We start from the raw sequence: 15,486 nt of genomic DNA, 5'->3' as shown, positions 1-15,486 counted from the left end.
CCTGCGTAGGGTTCAGGTCATCCGCGGACCCCGCGGAAACAGGGGACGGCTCGAGAGGGGAACAGCGCGTGGTGGACGTATCCAAGGGCGGAACGCCCAGTGGCAGCGTCAATCTGACCAAGGGTCAGGCCATCAGCCTGCAGAAGAACGACGGGGGCACCCTGACGGCGGTGCGCATGGGCCTTGGCTGGCAGGCGGCTCCCCGGCGCGGCCTGTTCGGCACACGGACGAGGGAGATCGACCTCGATGCCTCCGCCGTGCTGTTCGCCGACAAACAGCCCGTCGACGTGGTGTTCTTCCGTCACCTCGTGAGCGACGACGGCTCGGTGCGACACACGGGCGACAACCTGGTCGGTGGCGTCGGCCAGGGTGGTGACGACGAGGCAATCCTCGTCGACCTGCCGCGTGTGCCGGTCCACATCGACCAGATCGTCTTCACCGTGAACTCCTTCACGGGCCAGACCTTCCAGGAGGTGCAGAACGCCTTCTGCCGTCTGGTCGACGAGGCCAACGGTGACGAACTCGCCCGCTACACACTGGACGGTGGCGGCCAGTACACGGCCCAGATCATGGCGAAGGTGCACCGCGCGGGCGGCGGCTGGCAGATGACCGCCCTTGGCACGCCTGCCAACGGCCGCACCTTCCAGGACCTGATGCCGGCGATCCTGCCGCACCTGTAACCGGGCCCCGGACAGCCCACGAACAAGAGAACGACGCGGGGGGACGAAGGCGATGACGGCCGAGCTGGTCCGGGGGCAGAACCATCCGCTCTCGCAGGTCCGTCTCGAGGTGCGGATCTCGGCCGGCACGCCGATCGTGGCCGCGGCCACGATCGGCGACGAGCAGGGCAAGGTCCACGGTGTCGAGTGGGTGGCGCATCCCGGCGCGCCCACCCTCCCCGGCCTGGAGGTCTCCAGGCAGGCGGCGGCCGATCACCGGCTCGCCGTGGACCTGGGCGCCATGCCGGAATCCGCGCACCGGATCAGCGTGCTGCTCGCTCTTCCGTCCGGTGTGGGCGGGCCGGTCCGCTTCGGCGGTGTGTCCGCACCCTTCGTCGCCGTCACCGGCCTCGACGGCAGCGGGGTCGCCAGTTACACGATCACCGGCCTGGAGGCCGAGTCGGCTGTGGTCGCCCTGGAGCTCTACCGCAGGCAGGACGCCTGGAAGGTACGAGCCATCGGTCAGGGATACGCCGGCGGCCTCGCCGAACTCCTCACCGACCAGGGCCTCCCCGAGGCCCGCCGGCTCGCGGACGCCATCAACGAGGCGGTGTTCCAGGCTCACTCCCGCTCGGTGGCACCTCCTCCGCCCCGCACGTCCGACAGCGACCGCACCCGCTTGGCGGCGTCCCCCGCGCCCGCGCAGTCCGCGTCGCCGTACGCGGCTCAGATGCCTGAGGACCCCCCGATGCCCGGCGCACCGGCGCAGGCCGGTCAACCGGACGGTTCGCCCCAGGTGGGCCGCGCCGGGGAAGCCGCGCAGACCGACTCCTCCGCCTCCTCCCAGCCGTCAGCACCCACCGGCGGCGCACCGATCAACTACAGCCATCCCAGCCGTCGTCCCGCCGCTCCGCCCCCGGCGCCGCCGACCGTACCCCTGGCCCAGTCGGGACAGCCGCCGCGGCCGGTCGCGGGTGACGCGAACGGGTGGTCCATGGACGAGCGGCTCTACAACCAGGTCTGGGGCATGTTCGAGGACCTGGCGCGCACCGTCGCCGCATACCGCAGCGCCGTGGATTTCGCCGACTCGCGTCTTGAACAGGAGATCGACAAGGCCCTGGCGGATCCACGCAGCCGGATCGGCGACCGGGGCGATGCCGCCCGGGAGGCGGCCCGCGTGAAGCACGTCCAGCTCGTCGACCAGGCCCGGGTAGCCCTCGACCGCGACCTCTCCCAGCTCATCGCCGAGGCTGAGGTCGTCGAGCCCGCGCTGCCCCTGTCGTACGCACGCTGGGACAACCCCGTCTGGCACGGGTACCGCGTGCCGATGGAGCTGCCCATGGCGCTGCGGCTGGGCGACCTGCGGCTGCCCGAGAGCCTCGACCTGAGCATCCCGATGCTTGTTCGGCTGCCGTTGGAGCGCGGCCTGTGGATCGACAGCGGTGGTGAGGCTCTCGAGAGGTCGCTCATCGATTCCGACGAGCTGCGGCGGCTCGCGATGGAGACGGCAGTGACCCACGCGGCCCGGCTGCTCGCCGTCCATCCGGCGGGCGAGTTCGCCGTGCATGTCATCGACCCGGCAGGCTCGGGCGCCCCGGCCCTCGCGCCGCTCGTACGGAGCGGTGTGCTCGCGGGGCCGCCCGCCGCCGGGGCCGCAGGCGTCGCGGACGTCCTGGGCCGGCTGACCCAGCGCGTCGACCTGGTGCAGATGGCGGTGCGTGGCGGCGCGGCCGATTCACTGCCGCCCGATCTCGACACCGGTCAGCAACTGCTGATCGTCAATGACTTCCCGCACGGTTTCGACGACCGGGCGGTGACTCAGTTGCGCTATCTCGCGGACGAGGGCCCGGCCGTCGGCGTCCACCTGTTGCTGGTCGCCGACCGCGAGGACGCCTCGGTCTACGGACCCTTGCTGGATCCGCTCTGGCGTTCGCTTCTGCGACTCACTCCGGTACCCGACGACCATCTGGCCGACCCATGGGTCGGCCATGCGTGGACCTACGAGCCGGCGGTCGTGCCGTACGGCAGCCAGGTGCTCCAGCAGGTGCTCGGCCAGGTCGCGGCAGCCCGCCGAGAGTGGAACGGCTGACACCCGCAGGACTTCACCAAGTATCCGCAAAGTGACCTGACCTGCGAGTTTTGGTTTTCCTTTACTAATCTCTTTACCTTTCCTTGGTGATTGGGGTACTGTTTTCCCAACGGAGGGGAGTACTCCCTACCTGCTGCGGCGTACCCGTCAATACGGATCAATCCAGATCCCGGGGCGTCGGCCCGCAGGCACCGGGCGCGTGAAGGAGCCAGGCTGTCGCGGGTGGAAGAGACCTCCGGTAGCGACGACGCTGAAATTTGCCGTTACGTACTGCCGGAGGCGCAGTGAATGTTTCCGTGACCCTGTGGGTCCTGACCATCGTGGGTCTTGCCGCGTTGATCGCGGTGGACTTCTTCATCGGGCGTAAGCCCCACGACGTATCAATCAAGGAAGCCGGAATCTGGACGGTCGTCTGGATAGCTCTGGCCGGTCTCTTCGGCCTGGGGCTGCTCTTCTTCAGCGGCGGTGAGCCGGCCGGCGAGTTCTTCGCGGGCTTCATCACGGAGAAGTCGTTGAGCGTCGACAATCTCTTCGTCTTCGTCCTGATCATGGCGAAGTTCGCGGTGCCCTCGCAGTACCAGCAGCGCGTGCTCCTCGTCGGTGTCCTCATAGCGCTCGTCCTGCGCGCGATATTCATCGCTGCCGGCGCCGCGATCCTCGCGAGCTTCGCGTGGGTGTTCTACATCTTCGGCGCCTTCCTCATCTGGACCGCCTGGAAGCTGATCCAGGAGGCCCGCACCGACGACGAGGACGAGGAGTTCGAGGAGAACAAGCTGCTCAAGGCTGCCGAGAAGCGGTTCGGTGTGGCCGACCGCTACCACGGCACCAAGCTGTGGATCGAGCAGAACGGCAAGCGGATCATGACGCCGATGCTGGTCGTGATGCTCGCGATCGGTACCACGGACGTACTGTTCGCCCTCGACTCGATCCCGGCGATCTTCGGCCTCACCCAGGACCCGTACATCGTCTTCACCGCCAACGCGTTCGCTCTGATGGGCCTGCGCCAGCTGTACTTCCTCATCGGCGGCCTGCTGAGGAAGCTGGTCCACCTCTCGTACGGCCTGTCGGTCATCCTCGGTTTCATCGGCGTCAAGCTGGTGCTGCACGCGCTGCACGAGTCCGGCGTTCACGTACCGGAGATCTCCATACCGGTCTCCCTCGGAGTGATCTGCGGGGTCCTGGTCATCACCACGATCACCAGCCTGATCGCATCCAGGAAGCAGGAGGCGGCCGAGGCGGCGCAGAAGGAGAGCGAAGGCGCTCCGAAGGACAGCATCGAGGCCTGAGTGCGTCGGACGTAGAGACATCGGGAACGGTGCGCGGTGAATTGCCGGTCACCGTTCCCGGTGCTTCGTTGGGTGCGTGTGTACGCGGCCGCCGTCCTTCACCGACTGTGACGTTGGAGGCCGGTGCGAGGGCTCGGGGCGGTGCGTCCCGTTCGGGGCGCCAGGTTGGAGCGCGGGCCGGGTCTGGGGGTCCGTGGGCAGGATCGACTGTGAGGTGAGCGTGAAGGGTGCGAGCGGGGCGGTGTGTGAGGGGCTGTGTGCGGGTGCGTGGCCTGTGTCCGTCTGTGACGATCGCTGAATCATCGTCCGGTTGCGGTCGCTCGCGACGCGGTGGACGGCCGTCGTGCCGGTGGCCGCGGTCGTTCTGCTCGGGTTCACCTGGGGGCGCGACCTTGCCGGAGCGGTCGTCGCGCTGGTGACGCTGATCCTCGCCGGAGCCGTATTGGCCGCCGTGCATCACGCCGAGGTGATCGCCCACCGGGTCGGTGAACCCTTCGGATCCCTGGTGCTGGCCGTCGCCGTCACGATCATCGAGGTCGCCCTGATCGTCACGCTGATGGCCGATGGCGGGGCCAAGAGTGCCACCCTGGCGACGGACACCGTGTTCGCGGCTGTGATGATCACCTGCAACGGCATCGTCGGACTGAGTCTCCTCACCGCCTCGATCCGTCACGGGACCGCGGTCTTCAACCCGGAGGGCACCGGCGCGGCCCTCGCCACGGTCGCGACGCTGGCCACCCTCAGCCTGGTGCTGCCGACGTTCACCACGAGCAAGCCGTCCCGATTTCTCCACCGTCCAGCTCACCTTCGCCGCGCTCGCCTCGCTGGTCCTGTACGGCCTGTTCGTGGCCACCCAGACCGGGCGGCACCGTGACTACTCCCTGCCGGTCACCAGACGGGGCAAGGTCATCGCGGCGGACGGCCACGCGGAGCTCCCCGGCCGCCACGCCGGGGTCAGCCTGGGACTGCTGGGCCTGGCACTGATCGGCGTGGTCGGCCTCGCGAAGGGAGTGTCGCCCACCATCGAGTCCGGGGTGGAGGCGGCCGGCCTGCCGCATGGCGTCGTCGGCGTGATCATCGCCCTGCTCGTGCTGCTCCCCGAGACCATCGCCGCGCTGCGCTCCGCGCGCCGTGACCGGGTGCAGAAACAGCCTGAACCTCGCCCTCGGGTCCGCGATGGCCAGCATCGGCCTGACCATCCCCGCCGCGGCCCTGGCCTCCGTCTGGCTCTCCGGGCCACTGGTCCTCGGCCTCGGCGCCAGCCACATGGTGTTGCTCGCCCTGACGGTGGTCGTGGGCTCGCTGACGGTGGTGCCCGGAAGAGCCACGCCGCTCCAGGGCGGCGTACACCTGGTGCTGTTCGCGGCCTACCTGGAGCTGGCCGTCAACCCCTGATCACTGCGCGCGGACCCGTCACTCTGTGGCCGGTAGGGCGGCGAGGCGGGGGACCGGTCCGGGTCTCCGGCAGCAACGCGAAGCACGCCAGGCTGAACAACGCGATCCCCGTCAGATAGGCGCCCACGCCCCATGGAACCCGGCCCTCGTGCTCGGCGAGTGCCGTCGCCACGATCGGGGTGAGCGCTCCGCCGAGAACCCCGCCGAGGTTGTAGCCGACCGCGGCGCCCGTGCAGCGTACGCGGGGCTCGTACAGCTCCGGCAAATACGCGGCGATCACCGCGAACATCGTGGCGAACGCGATCATCGCCACCAGGAAGCCGAGGAACATCAGCAGTGGTTCGCCGGTCGACAGCAGCGCGACCATCGGGCACATCCACACGGCAGCGGCGGCACACCCCGTGAGGCACAGTGGCCTACGGCCGTAACGGTCCCCCAGGAGAGCCACCACCGGCGTCAGAGCGCCCATGACCACCACCGCGGCCATGATGCAGGCCAGCATGACGGTGCGGCTGACTCCGAGCCGTTCCGTCCCGTAGGCGAGGGACCAGGTCGTCACGGCGTAGAACACCGCGTAGCCGACCGCGAGCGCGCCCGCCGTCAGCAGGACCAGCCGCCAGTGGTCGCGCACCACTTCGGCGAGCGGCACGCGCGCGTGGTCGTCGATCTCCAGGAAACTCGGGCTCTCCGCGAGCGAGGAACGCAGCCACAGCCCCGCCACGGCGAGCATCCCGGCCGCCCAGAACGGCGCCCGCCACCCCCATGCGGCGAACTGCGCCTCCGAGAGCGACGCCGACAGGACCAGCATCACCCCGTTGGCCAGTACGAAGCCCACCGCGGGGCCGATCTGCGGGAAGCTCGACCACAGGGCACGCCGTTCGGCGGGAGCGTGCTCAGCGGTCAGTAGGACCGCCCCGCCCCACTCCCCGCCGAGACCGAGCCCCTGGAGAAAACGCAGCACCAGGAGGAGCAGGGGAGCCGCGGTACCGATCGACTCGTACGTCGGTACGCAGCCGGCCGCGACCGTCGACGCCCCGGTCAGCAGTAGCGAGGCGACCAGGACCGGCCGCCGCCCCCGCCGGTCTCCGATGTGCCCGAACAGCACCGACCCCAGGGGCCTGGCGACGAACCCCACGCCGAACGTCGCGAAGGCGGCAAGTGTCCCGGCCAGCGGCGAGAACGTAGGGAAGAAGAGTGGCCCAAGAACCAGTGCGGCAGCGGTGCCGTAGACGAAGAAGTCGTAGAACTCGATGGCCGTCCCCGCGAGCGAGGCGGCGGCCAGCCGCACCATCGAAGGCGCGCTCACCATGCGTACGTCGTGCATGCCGGGTCAACTACCCACGGTGATCGCACGTTACGGGGCGTGCGGGAGGCGACCGGGATCAGTACGTCACGATGATGCGCCGGTCGGGGCCGTCCACCCGTATCGACCCTCCATAAGGGAGGACGAGTTGAGGATCCGTGTGTCCGAAGTCCACGTCGAAGACGGTCATCAGGCCGGGAGCGTAGGCGCTCAGCGCGCGCAGGACCGCCTCCCGCTGCTCGGCGGCGTAACGGTCGGCCTCGTCCGTGGTGTTGGGGCGTTCGAAGGACCAGCTCTTCGGGCGTGCCATCAGCAGCGCCGAGAAACGCTGGAGCAGTCCGCGCTCGCCCATGTTGCGCAACGTGCGGAAGACCTCCTCGCCGCTCGGCATCTCCTCCGAGGTCTCCAGCAGCAGCACTCCGCCGTCGTACACCGTCAGATCGTGGGAGATCTCGCGGTCGGCCATCAGCAGCCAGCCGAGGATCTCCAGACAGCCGCCCCAACTGCGGCCCTCCACCACGCGTTCGGCGTTCAGCCACGTCCAGCCGTTGCCGGGACGGGTTGCCGGTTCGGCGTCGAACGTCGCAGGGTCGGCCCAGTCGCGGTTGACGTCGTTCCAGCGCTCCGCGGGCCCCAGTTCGTACTCACCCGAGGTGAACAGGGCGGCCCGCAGAGACTCGGCGGTCAGCGGGTCCATGGCCACGGGACGTCCGAGCGCCGCCATCACGGTCGCGCCGTGGTAGCCGACGATCCCGGTGTTGTACAGGTACGCCAGCAGGTTCGTGTTGTCGCTCATCCCGAAGAACGGCTTCGGGTTCGCCCGGATCAACTCGCGGTCCAGAAAGGGCAGCACGGTGATCTGGTCGTCGCCGCCGATCGTCGCGATGACCGCCTTGATGTCCGGGTCGGCGAACGCGGCGTGGATGTCGTCGGCGCGCTCCTGGGGAGTCGAGCCCATCTTCCGGGTCGCCGGATATTCGACCGGTTCGAGCTCGAACTCCTTGCGCAGCCGCTCCAGTCCCAGTTCGTGAGGGCGCGGGAAGAGACCGGGCAGTCCGGCGCCCGGCGAGATGACGGCTATGCGGTCGCCGGGGGAGGGCTTGGGGGGATAGGCGGGGGGGGTCATGCCGGGAGCGTACGGGCCGTCGCGCTGTCGGTGCACCGTGATAAACCGGGGCTGAGCAGCGGTCCTGGACGGGCCGCCATCCCCGAACGGACCGGAGGAACCGTGCCCCGCACTCTCGCCAACGCCCCGATCATGATTCTCAACGGGCCCAACCTGAATCTCCTGGGCCAGCGCCAGCCCGAGATCTACGGCTCCGACACCCTCGCCGACGTCGAGGCCCTGTGCGCCAAGGCGGCGGCCGGGCACGGCGGCACGGTCGACTTCCGCCAGTCCAACCACGAGGGTGAGCTGGTCGACTGGATCCACGAGGCACGCCTGCACCACGTCGGCATCGTCATCAACCCGGGCGCCTACTCACACACGTCCGTCGCGATCCTGGACGCGCTCAACACCTGCGACGGCATGCCGGTGCTGGAGGTGCACATCTCCAACGTCCACCAGCGTGAGACGTTCCGGCACCACTCGTACGTCTCACTGCGCGCCGACGGCGTCATCGCGGGGTGCGGGGTGCAGGGATACGTGTTCGGGGTGGAGCGGGTCGCCGCGCTGGTCAGGGCGGCGACCGTGGGGGCGTGACCTACAGCCGCCCCGCCTCCACGATCCGCCGCAGGAACTGCCGGGTGCGCTCCTGTCGCGGATCACCGAACACCTGCTCGGCCGTGCCCCGTTCCAGGACTACGCCGCCCTCCAGGAAGCAGACCTGGTCCGCGACATCGCGGGCGAAGCCCATCTCGTGGGTGGCCAGGACCATGGTCATGCCGTCGCCCTTCAGATCCCGGACGACGGCGAGCACCTCGCCCACGAGCTCCGGGTCGAGGGCCGCGGTGATCTCGTCGAGGAGCAGCAGCCGGGGGCGTACGGCGAGGGCGCGGACGATCGCCGCGCGCTGCTGCTGGCCGCCGCTCAGCCGGTCCGGGTACTCGCCCGCCTTCGCGCCGAGCCCGAGCCGCTCCAGCAGCTCACGGCCGTACCGCTCCGCCTCGGCGCGGTCCACTCCGTGCACCCGGCGCGGGGCGAGGGTGATGTTCTCCAGCACGGTCATGTGCGGGAAGAGGTTGTATGCCTGGAAGACCACGCCGATCCGGCGGCGCACGGCGTCCTGGTCGGTCCGCGGGTCGGTGATCTCCTCGCCGTCCAGCCAGATCGCGCCGTCGTCGATCTCCTCCAGCAGGTTCGCGCACCGCAGGAGCGTCGACTTGCCCGAGCCGGACGCGCCGATCAGAGCGGTCACCGTGTGCGGGGCGACCTCCAGATCGACGTCCCGCAGGACGACCGTGTCACCGAAGGTCTTGCGCACGGCCTCCATACGGAGGACGGGGGAGGAGCTGTCGGGAATGCCGCTCACAGTGTTCCTCCCTGTGCCCGCTGTCGGTCCATCCGGGCGGTCACCCAGTCCGTGAAGCGCGTCATCGGGATGGTCAGCGCGACGAAGATCAGTCCTGCGACGATGTACGGCGTGTAGTTGAGGCTGCGGCCCACGATGATGTCGGCCGCGCGTACGGCGTCTACCGCGCCGCCGATCGAGACGAGCCCGGTGTCCTTCTGCAGCGACACCAGGTCGTTCAGCAGCGGCGGAACCTGGCGCCGTACGGCCTGGGGCAGCACGACGTACCGCAGCGCCTGCCGGTTGGTCAGCCCCAGCGAGCGCGCCGCCGCCCGCTGCGACGGGTGCACGGACTCGATGCCGGCCCGGAACACCTCGGCGACGTACGCCGAATACGTCAGCGTCAGCGCCGTACCGCCGAGGAGCACCGGGTCCACGGTGATGCCCTGGAGCCGCAGCGCCGGGACACCCAGGACGACGATCATCAGGTTGATGATCAGCGGGAGACCGCGGAAGAAGTCCGTGTACGCGGCGGCCAGCGCGCGCAGCGGGAAGAACACCGGGCCGCGCAGCGTGCGCGCGATGGCGATCAGCATGCCCAGGACGAGCACCGCGACACCGCAGATCAGCAGCAGCCGTACGTTGAGCCACAGCCCTTCGAGGACCTTGGGGAACGCCTCGCGCGCGTACCGCCCGTTGAAGAACGTCTCCTTGGTGCGCGGCCAGCCCGGCGCGTTCACGACGACCAGATAGAGGACCACCCCGGTGACCAGGGTGGACAGCGCGGCGATCGACGTGGCGCGGCGCGCGCGGGTGCGCTTGTACCGTTCACGGTCGATCCGACGCTTCGAGGGGACGTAACCGTCGCTGCGGTCCGGCAGGCCTGCCGGGTCCTCCTGCCCGGACTCCTCCTTCACTACGGTCACTTGAGCACCGGAGCGTCGACGGCGTCCGACAGCCACTGCTTCTCGAGGGAGGCGAGCGTGCCGTCCTTGCGCAGGGCGTCCACCGCGGTCGTCACGCACGAGGTGAGGGCGCTGCCCTTGTCGAGCACGAGCCCGAACTGCTCCGGCGTACCGCCCTGGTTCTCGAACTGCCCGACGATCTTCGCGTCGGTCACCTCGGCGGCGGTGATGTAGAAGGCGGTCGGCAGGTCGACGACGATGGCGTCGACCTGGCCGTTCTGCAGTGCGGACTTGGCCTGGTCGTTCTTGGCGTACGCGGCCGGCTCGTGGGTCGGCTTCACCACGTCGTCGATGTAGTTGAGGCTCGTGGTGCCGACCTGGGCGCCCAGCTTGAGGCCCTTGAGGTCCGCGATGCCGGTCGCTTTCGAGGCCTTGGAGTTCTTCAGCGCGATGACGGCCTGGCGCACGTCGTAGTAGCCGGACGAGAAGTCCACGGCCTTCTTGCGCTCGGCACTGATCGACACCTGGTTGACGTCGAAGTCGAACGTCTTCTCGCCGGGCGCGAACGCCTTGTTGAAGGGCACGCTCTGCCAGACGACGTTCGCCTTGTCGTAGCCGAGCTGCTTCGCCACGGCGTACGCGACCGCCGACTCGAAGCCCTCGCCGTTGGCGGGCTTGTCGTCCTTGAACCACGGCTCGTACGCGGGCTCGTCGGTGGCGATGGTCAGCTTGCCCGAGGTCTGGGTGGCCAACTTGCCCTTGGCGCAGGTGGCTCCGGCCGTCCCGGCGGGTTTGGCGGCGCTCTTCTCCTCCGGCTGCGGGGCACAGCCGACAGCGGTGGCGAGCAGGGCGACAGTGGCGGCGGAGACGATGCGGCGCAGCGCGTGAGGGGCAAGGTACATGGCGGGAGAGTGGCAGCGAGAAGCGCTATTTGTCCAGGTCACAGGCAGGATTGTCCGCATAGTGGGAACGTGTGTTTCATGTCTGTGAACGCCGGGGCCGCCGACCCAGGGCGGGGATCGGCAGGTCGGCGGCCCGTGCCGCCCAGGAGCCGTCATCCTGTGCGGGGCTGCCTTTCATTGGACTACGCCGGGGCGTACGCCGGGAGCGCGTGCGCGCAACCAGCGCGTGTGTTCGTTTCACACGGGGCGTGCAGTCGTCAACTGCGCGCCCCGTCAATGGAGTTCACCACCGCGTGCGCGCGGCCCCCGCCGGCGGACTCACCAGCCTCGTGCGTGCCACTCCGGCAGATGGGGCCGCTCCGCGCCAGGGTGGTGTCGTCGCCGTGTCCCGGATAGACCGGGGATGTGAACCTCGGCAACAGCGGAGCTGTCAACTCCCACAGTCCGTCCGGAACCTGCCGACGCGACAGGTCAACCCTCACGGTGCAGCATCATGCCGTTCCACCGAAGCACCACGTGAGACACCCTCTGAGCAACCGGACGAAACGTCCTCTCAGCCCAGCCGCCGGAGGCCCGAGCAGGTAGTCGGCCCGGGGACAGCCGCTGGCCGGCGAGGCCGAATTGGAGCTCGCCGTCGTCACGAGGCGGGTCGGCAGCCGACCCCCGCCCAGCGGGTCCGCAACGGCCACCGGAACTGACCGCCTCGACCGCCCGGACCTCGAAGGACACCCACAATGCCTCCGGAGGTCCGGCCGTCCCTTGCGTTTGACAGCCCGCGCACAGTGTCGCGTACTGGAAGAAAGGCTGGGACGCACAGCGAACACAGCCTGTCGTGCTGTTCAGGGCCCCCTCCTCGGGACCGGTGCCCTCGCGGCCGCATGAACCACCGCGCCACTTTGCACGACCGCACGGTGGCCAACCCGGTCGACGGCACGACCGCGACTAGCTCCCTCATCATCCGTAACTCCTGGGGAACCACGTGGGGCTACGCCGGATACGGCTATCTGCCCTACAAGTACGCACTCCAGGGCCTCGCCTCCGATTTCTGGGTCCTGGTGAACGCCGAGGACGTCCAGACGGGCCAGTTCGGCTCCTGACCGCCTGGCTGCCCCGGCAGTGCGCATGGTCTGCACAGCCGTGAGGAGAAACAACCATGACCGAGCGTCACGAGAACCGCGTCGTCGGATCGGGTCGTCCTGCCAGCGTCGGCGACTTGGAGGAAGAGCACTGGACCGAAGAGCGCCGGCGTGCCGCGAAGCCGGTCCCGCTCCCGGCCGAACGCCCGCCCGGCGAACAACCCGTCGCCGAAGAGGCCGAGCCCGCCGAGCGCGGCCCCACCGGCCACCTGCCGCCCAATCCTCCTCCCAAAGAACAGAAGGAAACAACCGGAGAGCAGGCGGAGTCCGATGCCTCTCCGGTGCTGAATCCGCTCGTTTACCCGTACACCACGTGCGGGAAGCTGTTCTTCACGCAGAACGGCAGCGGCTTCGCGGGTTCGGCCGCGATGGTAGCTCCGAACGTGCTGCTGACGGCCGGGCACTGCGTCTACAACGGCGGCTGGTCGACCAACGTCGCCTTCTTCCCGTCGTACCCCAAACGCGCGGCGTCCGACCCGGCGTACCACTTCACCTATTCGCACGTCGCCGCATGGACGGCCTGGACCCAGAACGGCAACCGTGCGTTCGACTACGGGATGGTGTGGTTCGACAGCGCACCCGGCAATACGGTGGGCTGGCTCGGCCTGCTCTGGAACGTTTCGACCGCAGGCCGGGTGTGGGACGCCGTCGGATATCCGGCAACGCCCGCGCCCCCGTTCGACGGCAACACGATGGACGAGGCGGTCGGTACGTTCACCGCCAGTTCGGTACCGGGGACGGTGGGTCTCACCAACGACCAGATGGAACACGGCAGCAGCGGTGGCCCCTGGATCTACAGGTGCACGGGCCGTAGTAGGGCAGGTCAGCGACCAACTCGGCTAGCCGTTCGCCCTCAGCACGCAGCAGTCCTCGTCGACGGTCTTCTTATCGCCCATCTTGAGGACGCTGTCGCTAGCGTCGGGAGCGGCTTTGGTGCCGGGCGTGGCGGTGACGGTCTGGGTGACGGTGACGCGAATGGTCTCCCGCGCCGGATTCGGTCGTACGCGGTATAGCCGTCTCGTGACCCGTGGGGGTGGTGAGTCCACCGCCCGAACCGCTTTGTTGGTTCCGGATCCGGTGACCCAGCGCTTGAGCCTGTCCGCCGGCTCGTCCTCAAGCATGATCCGGCGTCACCGCACATCCAACCGCCGAACCACCAACCCGGCGAAGCATGCCGGTCAAAGTACGAGATCACCTCGAACAGATCCCCGAGTATGTGCCGCTCGGGCTCTACGCGTCTGACCTGACCTATGTAGCGGAGGGTGCAGCGCCGGGCGTCTGGAAGCTGTCGAGATGATTGCCGACCCCGTCCATATTCCATGCCGCAGACGCCATCACGGAGAACCGTGTCAGCTCCCGGACGAGATTGACACGAATGTCGAGGGCTGCCTGCAGCGCCTGCTGCCTGCCATCGTCGTCCAAGGACTCGTCGTAGATTGCCGACATGGCGCTCGCAAGTCTGTACGGGATGCGGCACAGCTCCGGGGCCTGGCCAGCGACTGCCTGCGGCCCGTCAATCATCACCGTGTTGCGGGCCGTGTCGATCTCGCCAGCGGCTTCGGCCATCTCCGTAAAGTACTGGACGATTTGGCCGGTCAATCGAGCGCCGTCAATTCTGTCGTCTCGCGTCGCCTGGACCAGTATCGACACCGCCTGCATGAAGGCGATGTACGTCGCTCGACGGTTCTCTGAGCGCCTGCCCACGTGATCGACGTACAACTGCTGCGTGCCTGTTCCCTCGACTGATCCAGTTCCTGGGGCTTGCTGCGCGCGCTGTTCGCGCTTGCCAGGTCGTACTTATCAGCGTGAGGGAGGCGCCGAGGCCAGTTCCAACGACACCTACCTCGGCCGTGATGATCTGAGTCCTCATTACCCGCGACTACCAGCCCCGAGCCCACCACTCCTGAATGTGCGGGCGCTCCGCCCCGAGGGTGCTGTCGTTGCCGTGCCCGGGGTAGATCCAGGCCTCATCTGGCAGGCTGAACACCTTCTCCTCTAGCCCGCTCATCAGGCTCTGGAAGTCATCGGGCCGTGTTGTCCGGCCGGGACCGCCGGGGAAGAGACAGTCTCCGGTGAACACGTGCGGGTGCCCGTGCGGGTCGTCGTAGACGAGCGCGATCGAGCCCGGCGTGTGTCCGACCAGATGGCGCGCGGTGAGTTCCACGCGCCCCACGCGGATCGTGTCTCCGTCGTCGACGGGCACATCGGTCGGTACGGGGATGCCCTCGGCGTCGTCCCGGCCCGCGTACGTACGTGCGCCGGTGGCGGCCACGACCTCGGCGAGCGCCTGCCAGTGGTCTCCGTGCTGATGCGTGGTGACGACCGACGCGATGCCGTCGTCACCGATGAGTGTGATCAACGTCTGGGCGTCGTTCGCCGCATCGATCAGCAGCTGCTCGTCCGTGGCCCGGCAGCGCAGCAGGTAGGCGTTGTTGTTCATCGGGCCCACCGCGACCTTGGTGATCATCAGATCCTGCAACTCGTGCACATCGGCAGGGCCGCCGACCTTCACCGCTCCGCTGTACGTCATGGCGTTCAGCCTATAGCGACGCACTGACCTAGAGCGGGGGCAGTGGGGGCAGGGCTCCTCCCCGCACGTCGAGTCCCGCTCCGTCGCGTCGGCCGCAGAGCCACCCCAGCAGCTCGGGCGCCGACCCGGTGACCGTGATCCCGGGCCCGGCGGACTCGCTTCCCGTGCTCCACGCGCGCGTGCCGTCCGTGACCACGGTGTGGGCCACGTCGGGGTGGCCGGTGAACCGGTCGGTCAGGAACGTGATCTCGCGCTCCGTGAACTCCGCCGGGAGATCTTCGAGCTCGTACCCGATGCCCAGGTCCACGTGGTGCAGCTCGACCTCGGCCCAGCGGCGCAGCGGCACCCCGGAGGCGGTGTCGGTGACCCCGTTGCGCAGTTCCACCGTGCGTGACCAGTCCGCGGGCGCGGCCCCCGTCTCCTGGAAGCGGGTGGCGCTCTCGCGCACGTCCAGGAGCTGTACGTCGAGGGGGCGCGGGGCGTCCCGGTCGATGTCGGCGTCCCGGGCCTCGGCGGAGGCGTACATGGGGCGCCCGGCCAGGACGTTCACGAGGGCGTCCGCGTTACGGGCGAGGTGGGCGAGGACGTGGCCGCGGGTCCAGCCCGGCAGCCGTGACGGCTCGGCCACCGAATCGTTGTTCAATTTCCCGGCTGCGGTGAGCAGCCGTTCCGTCGCGTCGCGTACAGATGCCAGGTCGCGCACATGATCGGCCATGGTTCCGACGATAGCCCCGCCACACGTTCGGGTGAAGGCGGCGGACCAGGCCCGCAAATCGAATGTGCGTGCTATATGGTCGAGCGTGGCGTCGGGCATGCTGGATGGCCGGGGAT

General features: G+C 68.9%; 14 protein-coding genes and 1 pseudogene. 7 read left to right on the top strand and 8 right to left on the bottom strand.

Annotated features, from left to right (window positions below; genetic code table 11):
* Nucleotides 1-113: 113 nt before the first annotated feature.
* The 4 genes and pseudogenes from ADL01_RS28740 to ADL01_RS28725 all read left to right on the top strand — a co-directional run bounded on the left by ADL01_RS28740 (nt 114) and on the right by ADL01_RS28725 (nt 5,429).
* Nucleotides 114-680: a TerD family protein gene (locus ADL01_RS28740; protein ID WP_053744931.1), complete on the top strand. Its 567-nt coding sequence runs from the start codon at nt 114-116 to the stop codon at nt 678-680.
* Between the two features lie 52 nt (nt 681-732).
* The gene (locus tag ADL01_RS28735; RefSeq protein ID WP_053744904.1) at nt 733-2,748 is read left to right on the top strand and encodes a TerD family protein; all 2,016 of its coding nucleotides are present in this window, start codon (nt 733-735) and stop codon (nt 2,746-2,748) included.
* 284 nt (nt 2,749-3,032) lie between these two features.
* Entirely contained in the window at nt 3,033-4,034 is a 1,002-nt protein-coding gene (locus tag ADL01_RS28730; RefSeq protein ID WP_107091013.1) for a TerC/Alx family metal homeostasis membrane protein, read from the top strand.
* Between the two features lie 298 nt (nt 4,035-4,332).
* Nucleotides 4,333-5,429, top strand: a pseudogene (locus tag ADL01_RS28725) (calcium:proton antiporter).
* On the opposite strand, the gene ADL01_RS28720 reads toward ADL01_RS28725, so the two are convergent.
* Nucleotides 5,419-6,720, bottom strand: a complete 1,302-nt coding sequence (locus ADL01_RS28720) for an MFS transporter (RefSeq protein ID WP_078960809.1) — start codon at nt 6,718-6,720, stop codon at nt 5,419-5,421. The pseudogene ADL01_RS28725 and the gene ADL01_RS28720 sit on opposite strands and share 11 nt — an antisense overlap.
* A gap of 91 nt (nt 6,721-6,811) precedes the next feature.
* Entirely contained in the window at nt 6,812-7,858 is a 1,047-nt protein-coding gene (locus ADL01_RS28715; protein WP_053744930.1) for a S66 family peptidase, read from the bottom strand.
* A gap of 102 nt (nt 7,859-7,960) precedes the next feature.
* Between ADL01_RS28715 and aroQ the strand changes: the two genes are divergently transcribed.
* Nucleotides 7,961-8,434 (top strand): type II 3-dehydroquinate dehydratase, encoded by a 474-nt coding sequence (aroQ, locus tag ADL01_RS28710; RefSeq protein ID WP_053744902.1) that lies wholly within the window; start codon nt 7,961-7,963, stop codon nt 8,432-8,434.
* 1 nt (nt 8,435) lies between these two features.
* On the opposite strand, the gene ADL01_RS28705 is transcribed toward aroQ, so the two are convergent.
* Genes ADL01_RS28705 through ADL01_RS28695 form a run of 3 tightly spaced genes read right to left on the bottom strand, consistent with a single transcriptional unit; the run spans nt 8,436 to nt 10,989 of the window.
* Nucleotides 8,436-9,164, bottom strand: coding sequence for an amino acid ABC transporter ATP-binding protein (locus ADL01_RS28705; RefSeq protein WP_199834955.1), 729 nt, complete (start codon nt 9,162-9,164; stop codon nt 8,436-8,438).
* Nucleotides 9,165-9,199: 35 nt separating this feature from the next.
* Nucleotides 9,200-10,108, bottom strand: coding sequence for an amino acid ABC transporter permease (locus ADL01_RS28700; RefSeq protein ID WP_053744901.1), 909 nt, complete (start codon nt 10,106-10,108; stop codon nt 9,200-9,202).
* On the bottom strand, nt 10,105-10,989 hold the full coding sequence (locus ADL01_RS28695) for an ABC transporter substrate-binding protein (protein WP_053744900.1): 885 nt from the start codon (nt 10,987-10,989) through the stop codon (nt 10,105-10,107). Before ADL01_RS28695 ends, ADL01_RS28700 begins: the two co-directional genes overlap by 4 nt.
* Nucleotides 10,990-11,867: 878 nt before the next feature.
* Here ADL01_RS28695 and ADL01_RS28690 point away from each other — a divergent pair.
* Together ADL01_RS28690 and ADL01_RS28685 are read left to right on the top strand one after the other, a co-directional pair.
* Nucleotides 11,868-12,086, top strand: coding sequence for a hypothetical protein (locus tag ADL01_RS28690; RefSeq protein ID WP_053744899.1), 219 nt, complete (start codon nt 11,868-11,870; stop codon nt 12,084-12,086).
* A 56-nt stretch (nt 12,087-12,142) separates the two neighbouring features.
* The gene (locus ADL01_RS28685; protein ID WP_053744898.1) at nt 12,143-13,138 is read left to right on the top strand and encodes a trypsin-like serine peptidase; all 996 of its coding nucleotides are present in this window, start codon (nt 12,143-12,145) and stop codon (nt 13,136-13,138) included.
* A 235-nt stretch (nt 13,139-13,373) separates the two neighbouring features.
* Here ADL01_RS28685 and ADL01_RS28680 read toward each other — a convergent pair whose 3' ends face one another.
* The 3 genes from ADL01_RS28680 to ADL01_RS28670 form a co-directional block, all read right to left on the bottom strand.
* The gene (locus tag ADL01_RS28680) at nt 13,374-13,784 is read right to left on the bottom strand and encodes a hypothetical protein (protein WP_159049677.1); all 411 of its coding nucleotides are present in this window, start codon (nt 13,782-13,784) and stop codon (nt 13,374-13,376) included.
* Nucleotides 13,785-14,004: 220 nt separating this feature from the next.
* Complete coding sequence (locus tag ADL01_RS28675) at nt 14,005-14,655, bottom strand: MBL fold metallo-hydrolase (protein ID WP_053744896.1); 651 nt, start codon at nt 14,653-14,655, stop codon at nt 14,005-14,007.
* Nucleotides 14,656-14,683: 28 nt separating this feature from the next.
* Nucleotides 14,684-15,370 (bottom strand): maleylpyruvate isomerase family mycothiol-dependent enzyme, encoded by a 687-nt coding sequence (locus ADL01_RS28670; RefSeq protein ID WP_053744895.1) that lies wholly within the window; start codon nt 15,368-15,370, stop codon nt 14,684-14,686.
* Nucleotides 15,371-15,486: the final 116 nt, after the last annotated feature.

The organism is Streptomyces sp. NRRL WC-3618 (assembly GCF_001280005.1).
Lineage (GTDB): Bacteria > Actinomycetota > Actinomycetes > Streptomycetales > Streptomycetaceae > Streptomyces.
Note: the sequence above shows the minus strand (reverse complement) of the source record. Positions and strands in the feature narration are given on the sequence as shown.

What these genes read in the sequence shown, in the direction of transcription:
- ADL01_RS28720 (WP_078960809.1), bottom strand. Translation starts at nt 6,720, where the DNA reads ATGGTGCGGCTGGCCGCCGCCTCGCTCGCGGGGACGGCCATCGAGTTC.
- ADL01_RS28680 (WP_159049677.1), bottom strand. Translation starts at nt 13,784, where the DNA reads ATGCAGGCGGTGTCGATACTGGTCCAGGCGACGCGAGACGACAGAATT.
- ADL01_RS28705 (WP_199834955.1), bottom strand. Translation starts at nt 9,164, where the DNA reads ATGGAGGCCGTGCGCAAGACCTTCGGTGACACGGTCGTCCTGCGGGAC.
- ADL01_RS28690 (WP_053744899.1), top strand. Translation starts at nt 11,868, where the DNA reads ATGAACCACCGCGCCACTTTGCACGACCGCACGGTGGCCAACCCGGTC.
- ADL01_RS28695 (WP_053744900.1), bottom strand. Translation starts at nt 10,989, where the DNA reads ATGTACCTTGCCCCTCACGCGCTGCGCCGCATCGTCTCCGCCGCCACT.
- ADL01_RS28685 (WP_053744898.1), top strand. Translation starts at nt 12,143, where the DNA reads ATGACCGAGCGTCACGAGAACCGCGTCGTCGGATCGGGTCGTCCTGCC.
- ADL01_RS28670 (WP_053744895.1), bottom strand. Translation starts at nt 15,370, where the DNA reads ATGGCCGATCATGTGCGCGACCTGGCATCTGTACGCGACGCGACGGAA.
- ADL01_RS28735 (WP_053744904.1), top strand. Translation starts at nt 733, where the DNA reads ATGACGGCCGAGCTGGTCCGGGGGCAGAACCATCCGCTCTCGCAGGTC.
- ADL01_RS28715 (WP_053744930.1), bottom strand. Translation starts at nt 7,858, where the DNA reads ATGACCCCCCCCGCCTATCCCCCCAAGCCCTCCCCCGGCGACCGCATA.
- ADL01_RS28675 (WP_053744896.1), bottom strand. Translation starts at nt 14,655, where the DNA reads ATGACGTACAGCGGAGCGGTGAAGGTCGGCGGCCCTGCCGATGTGCAC.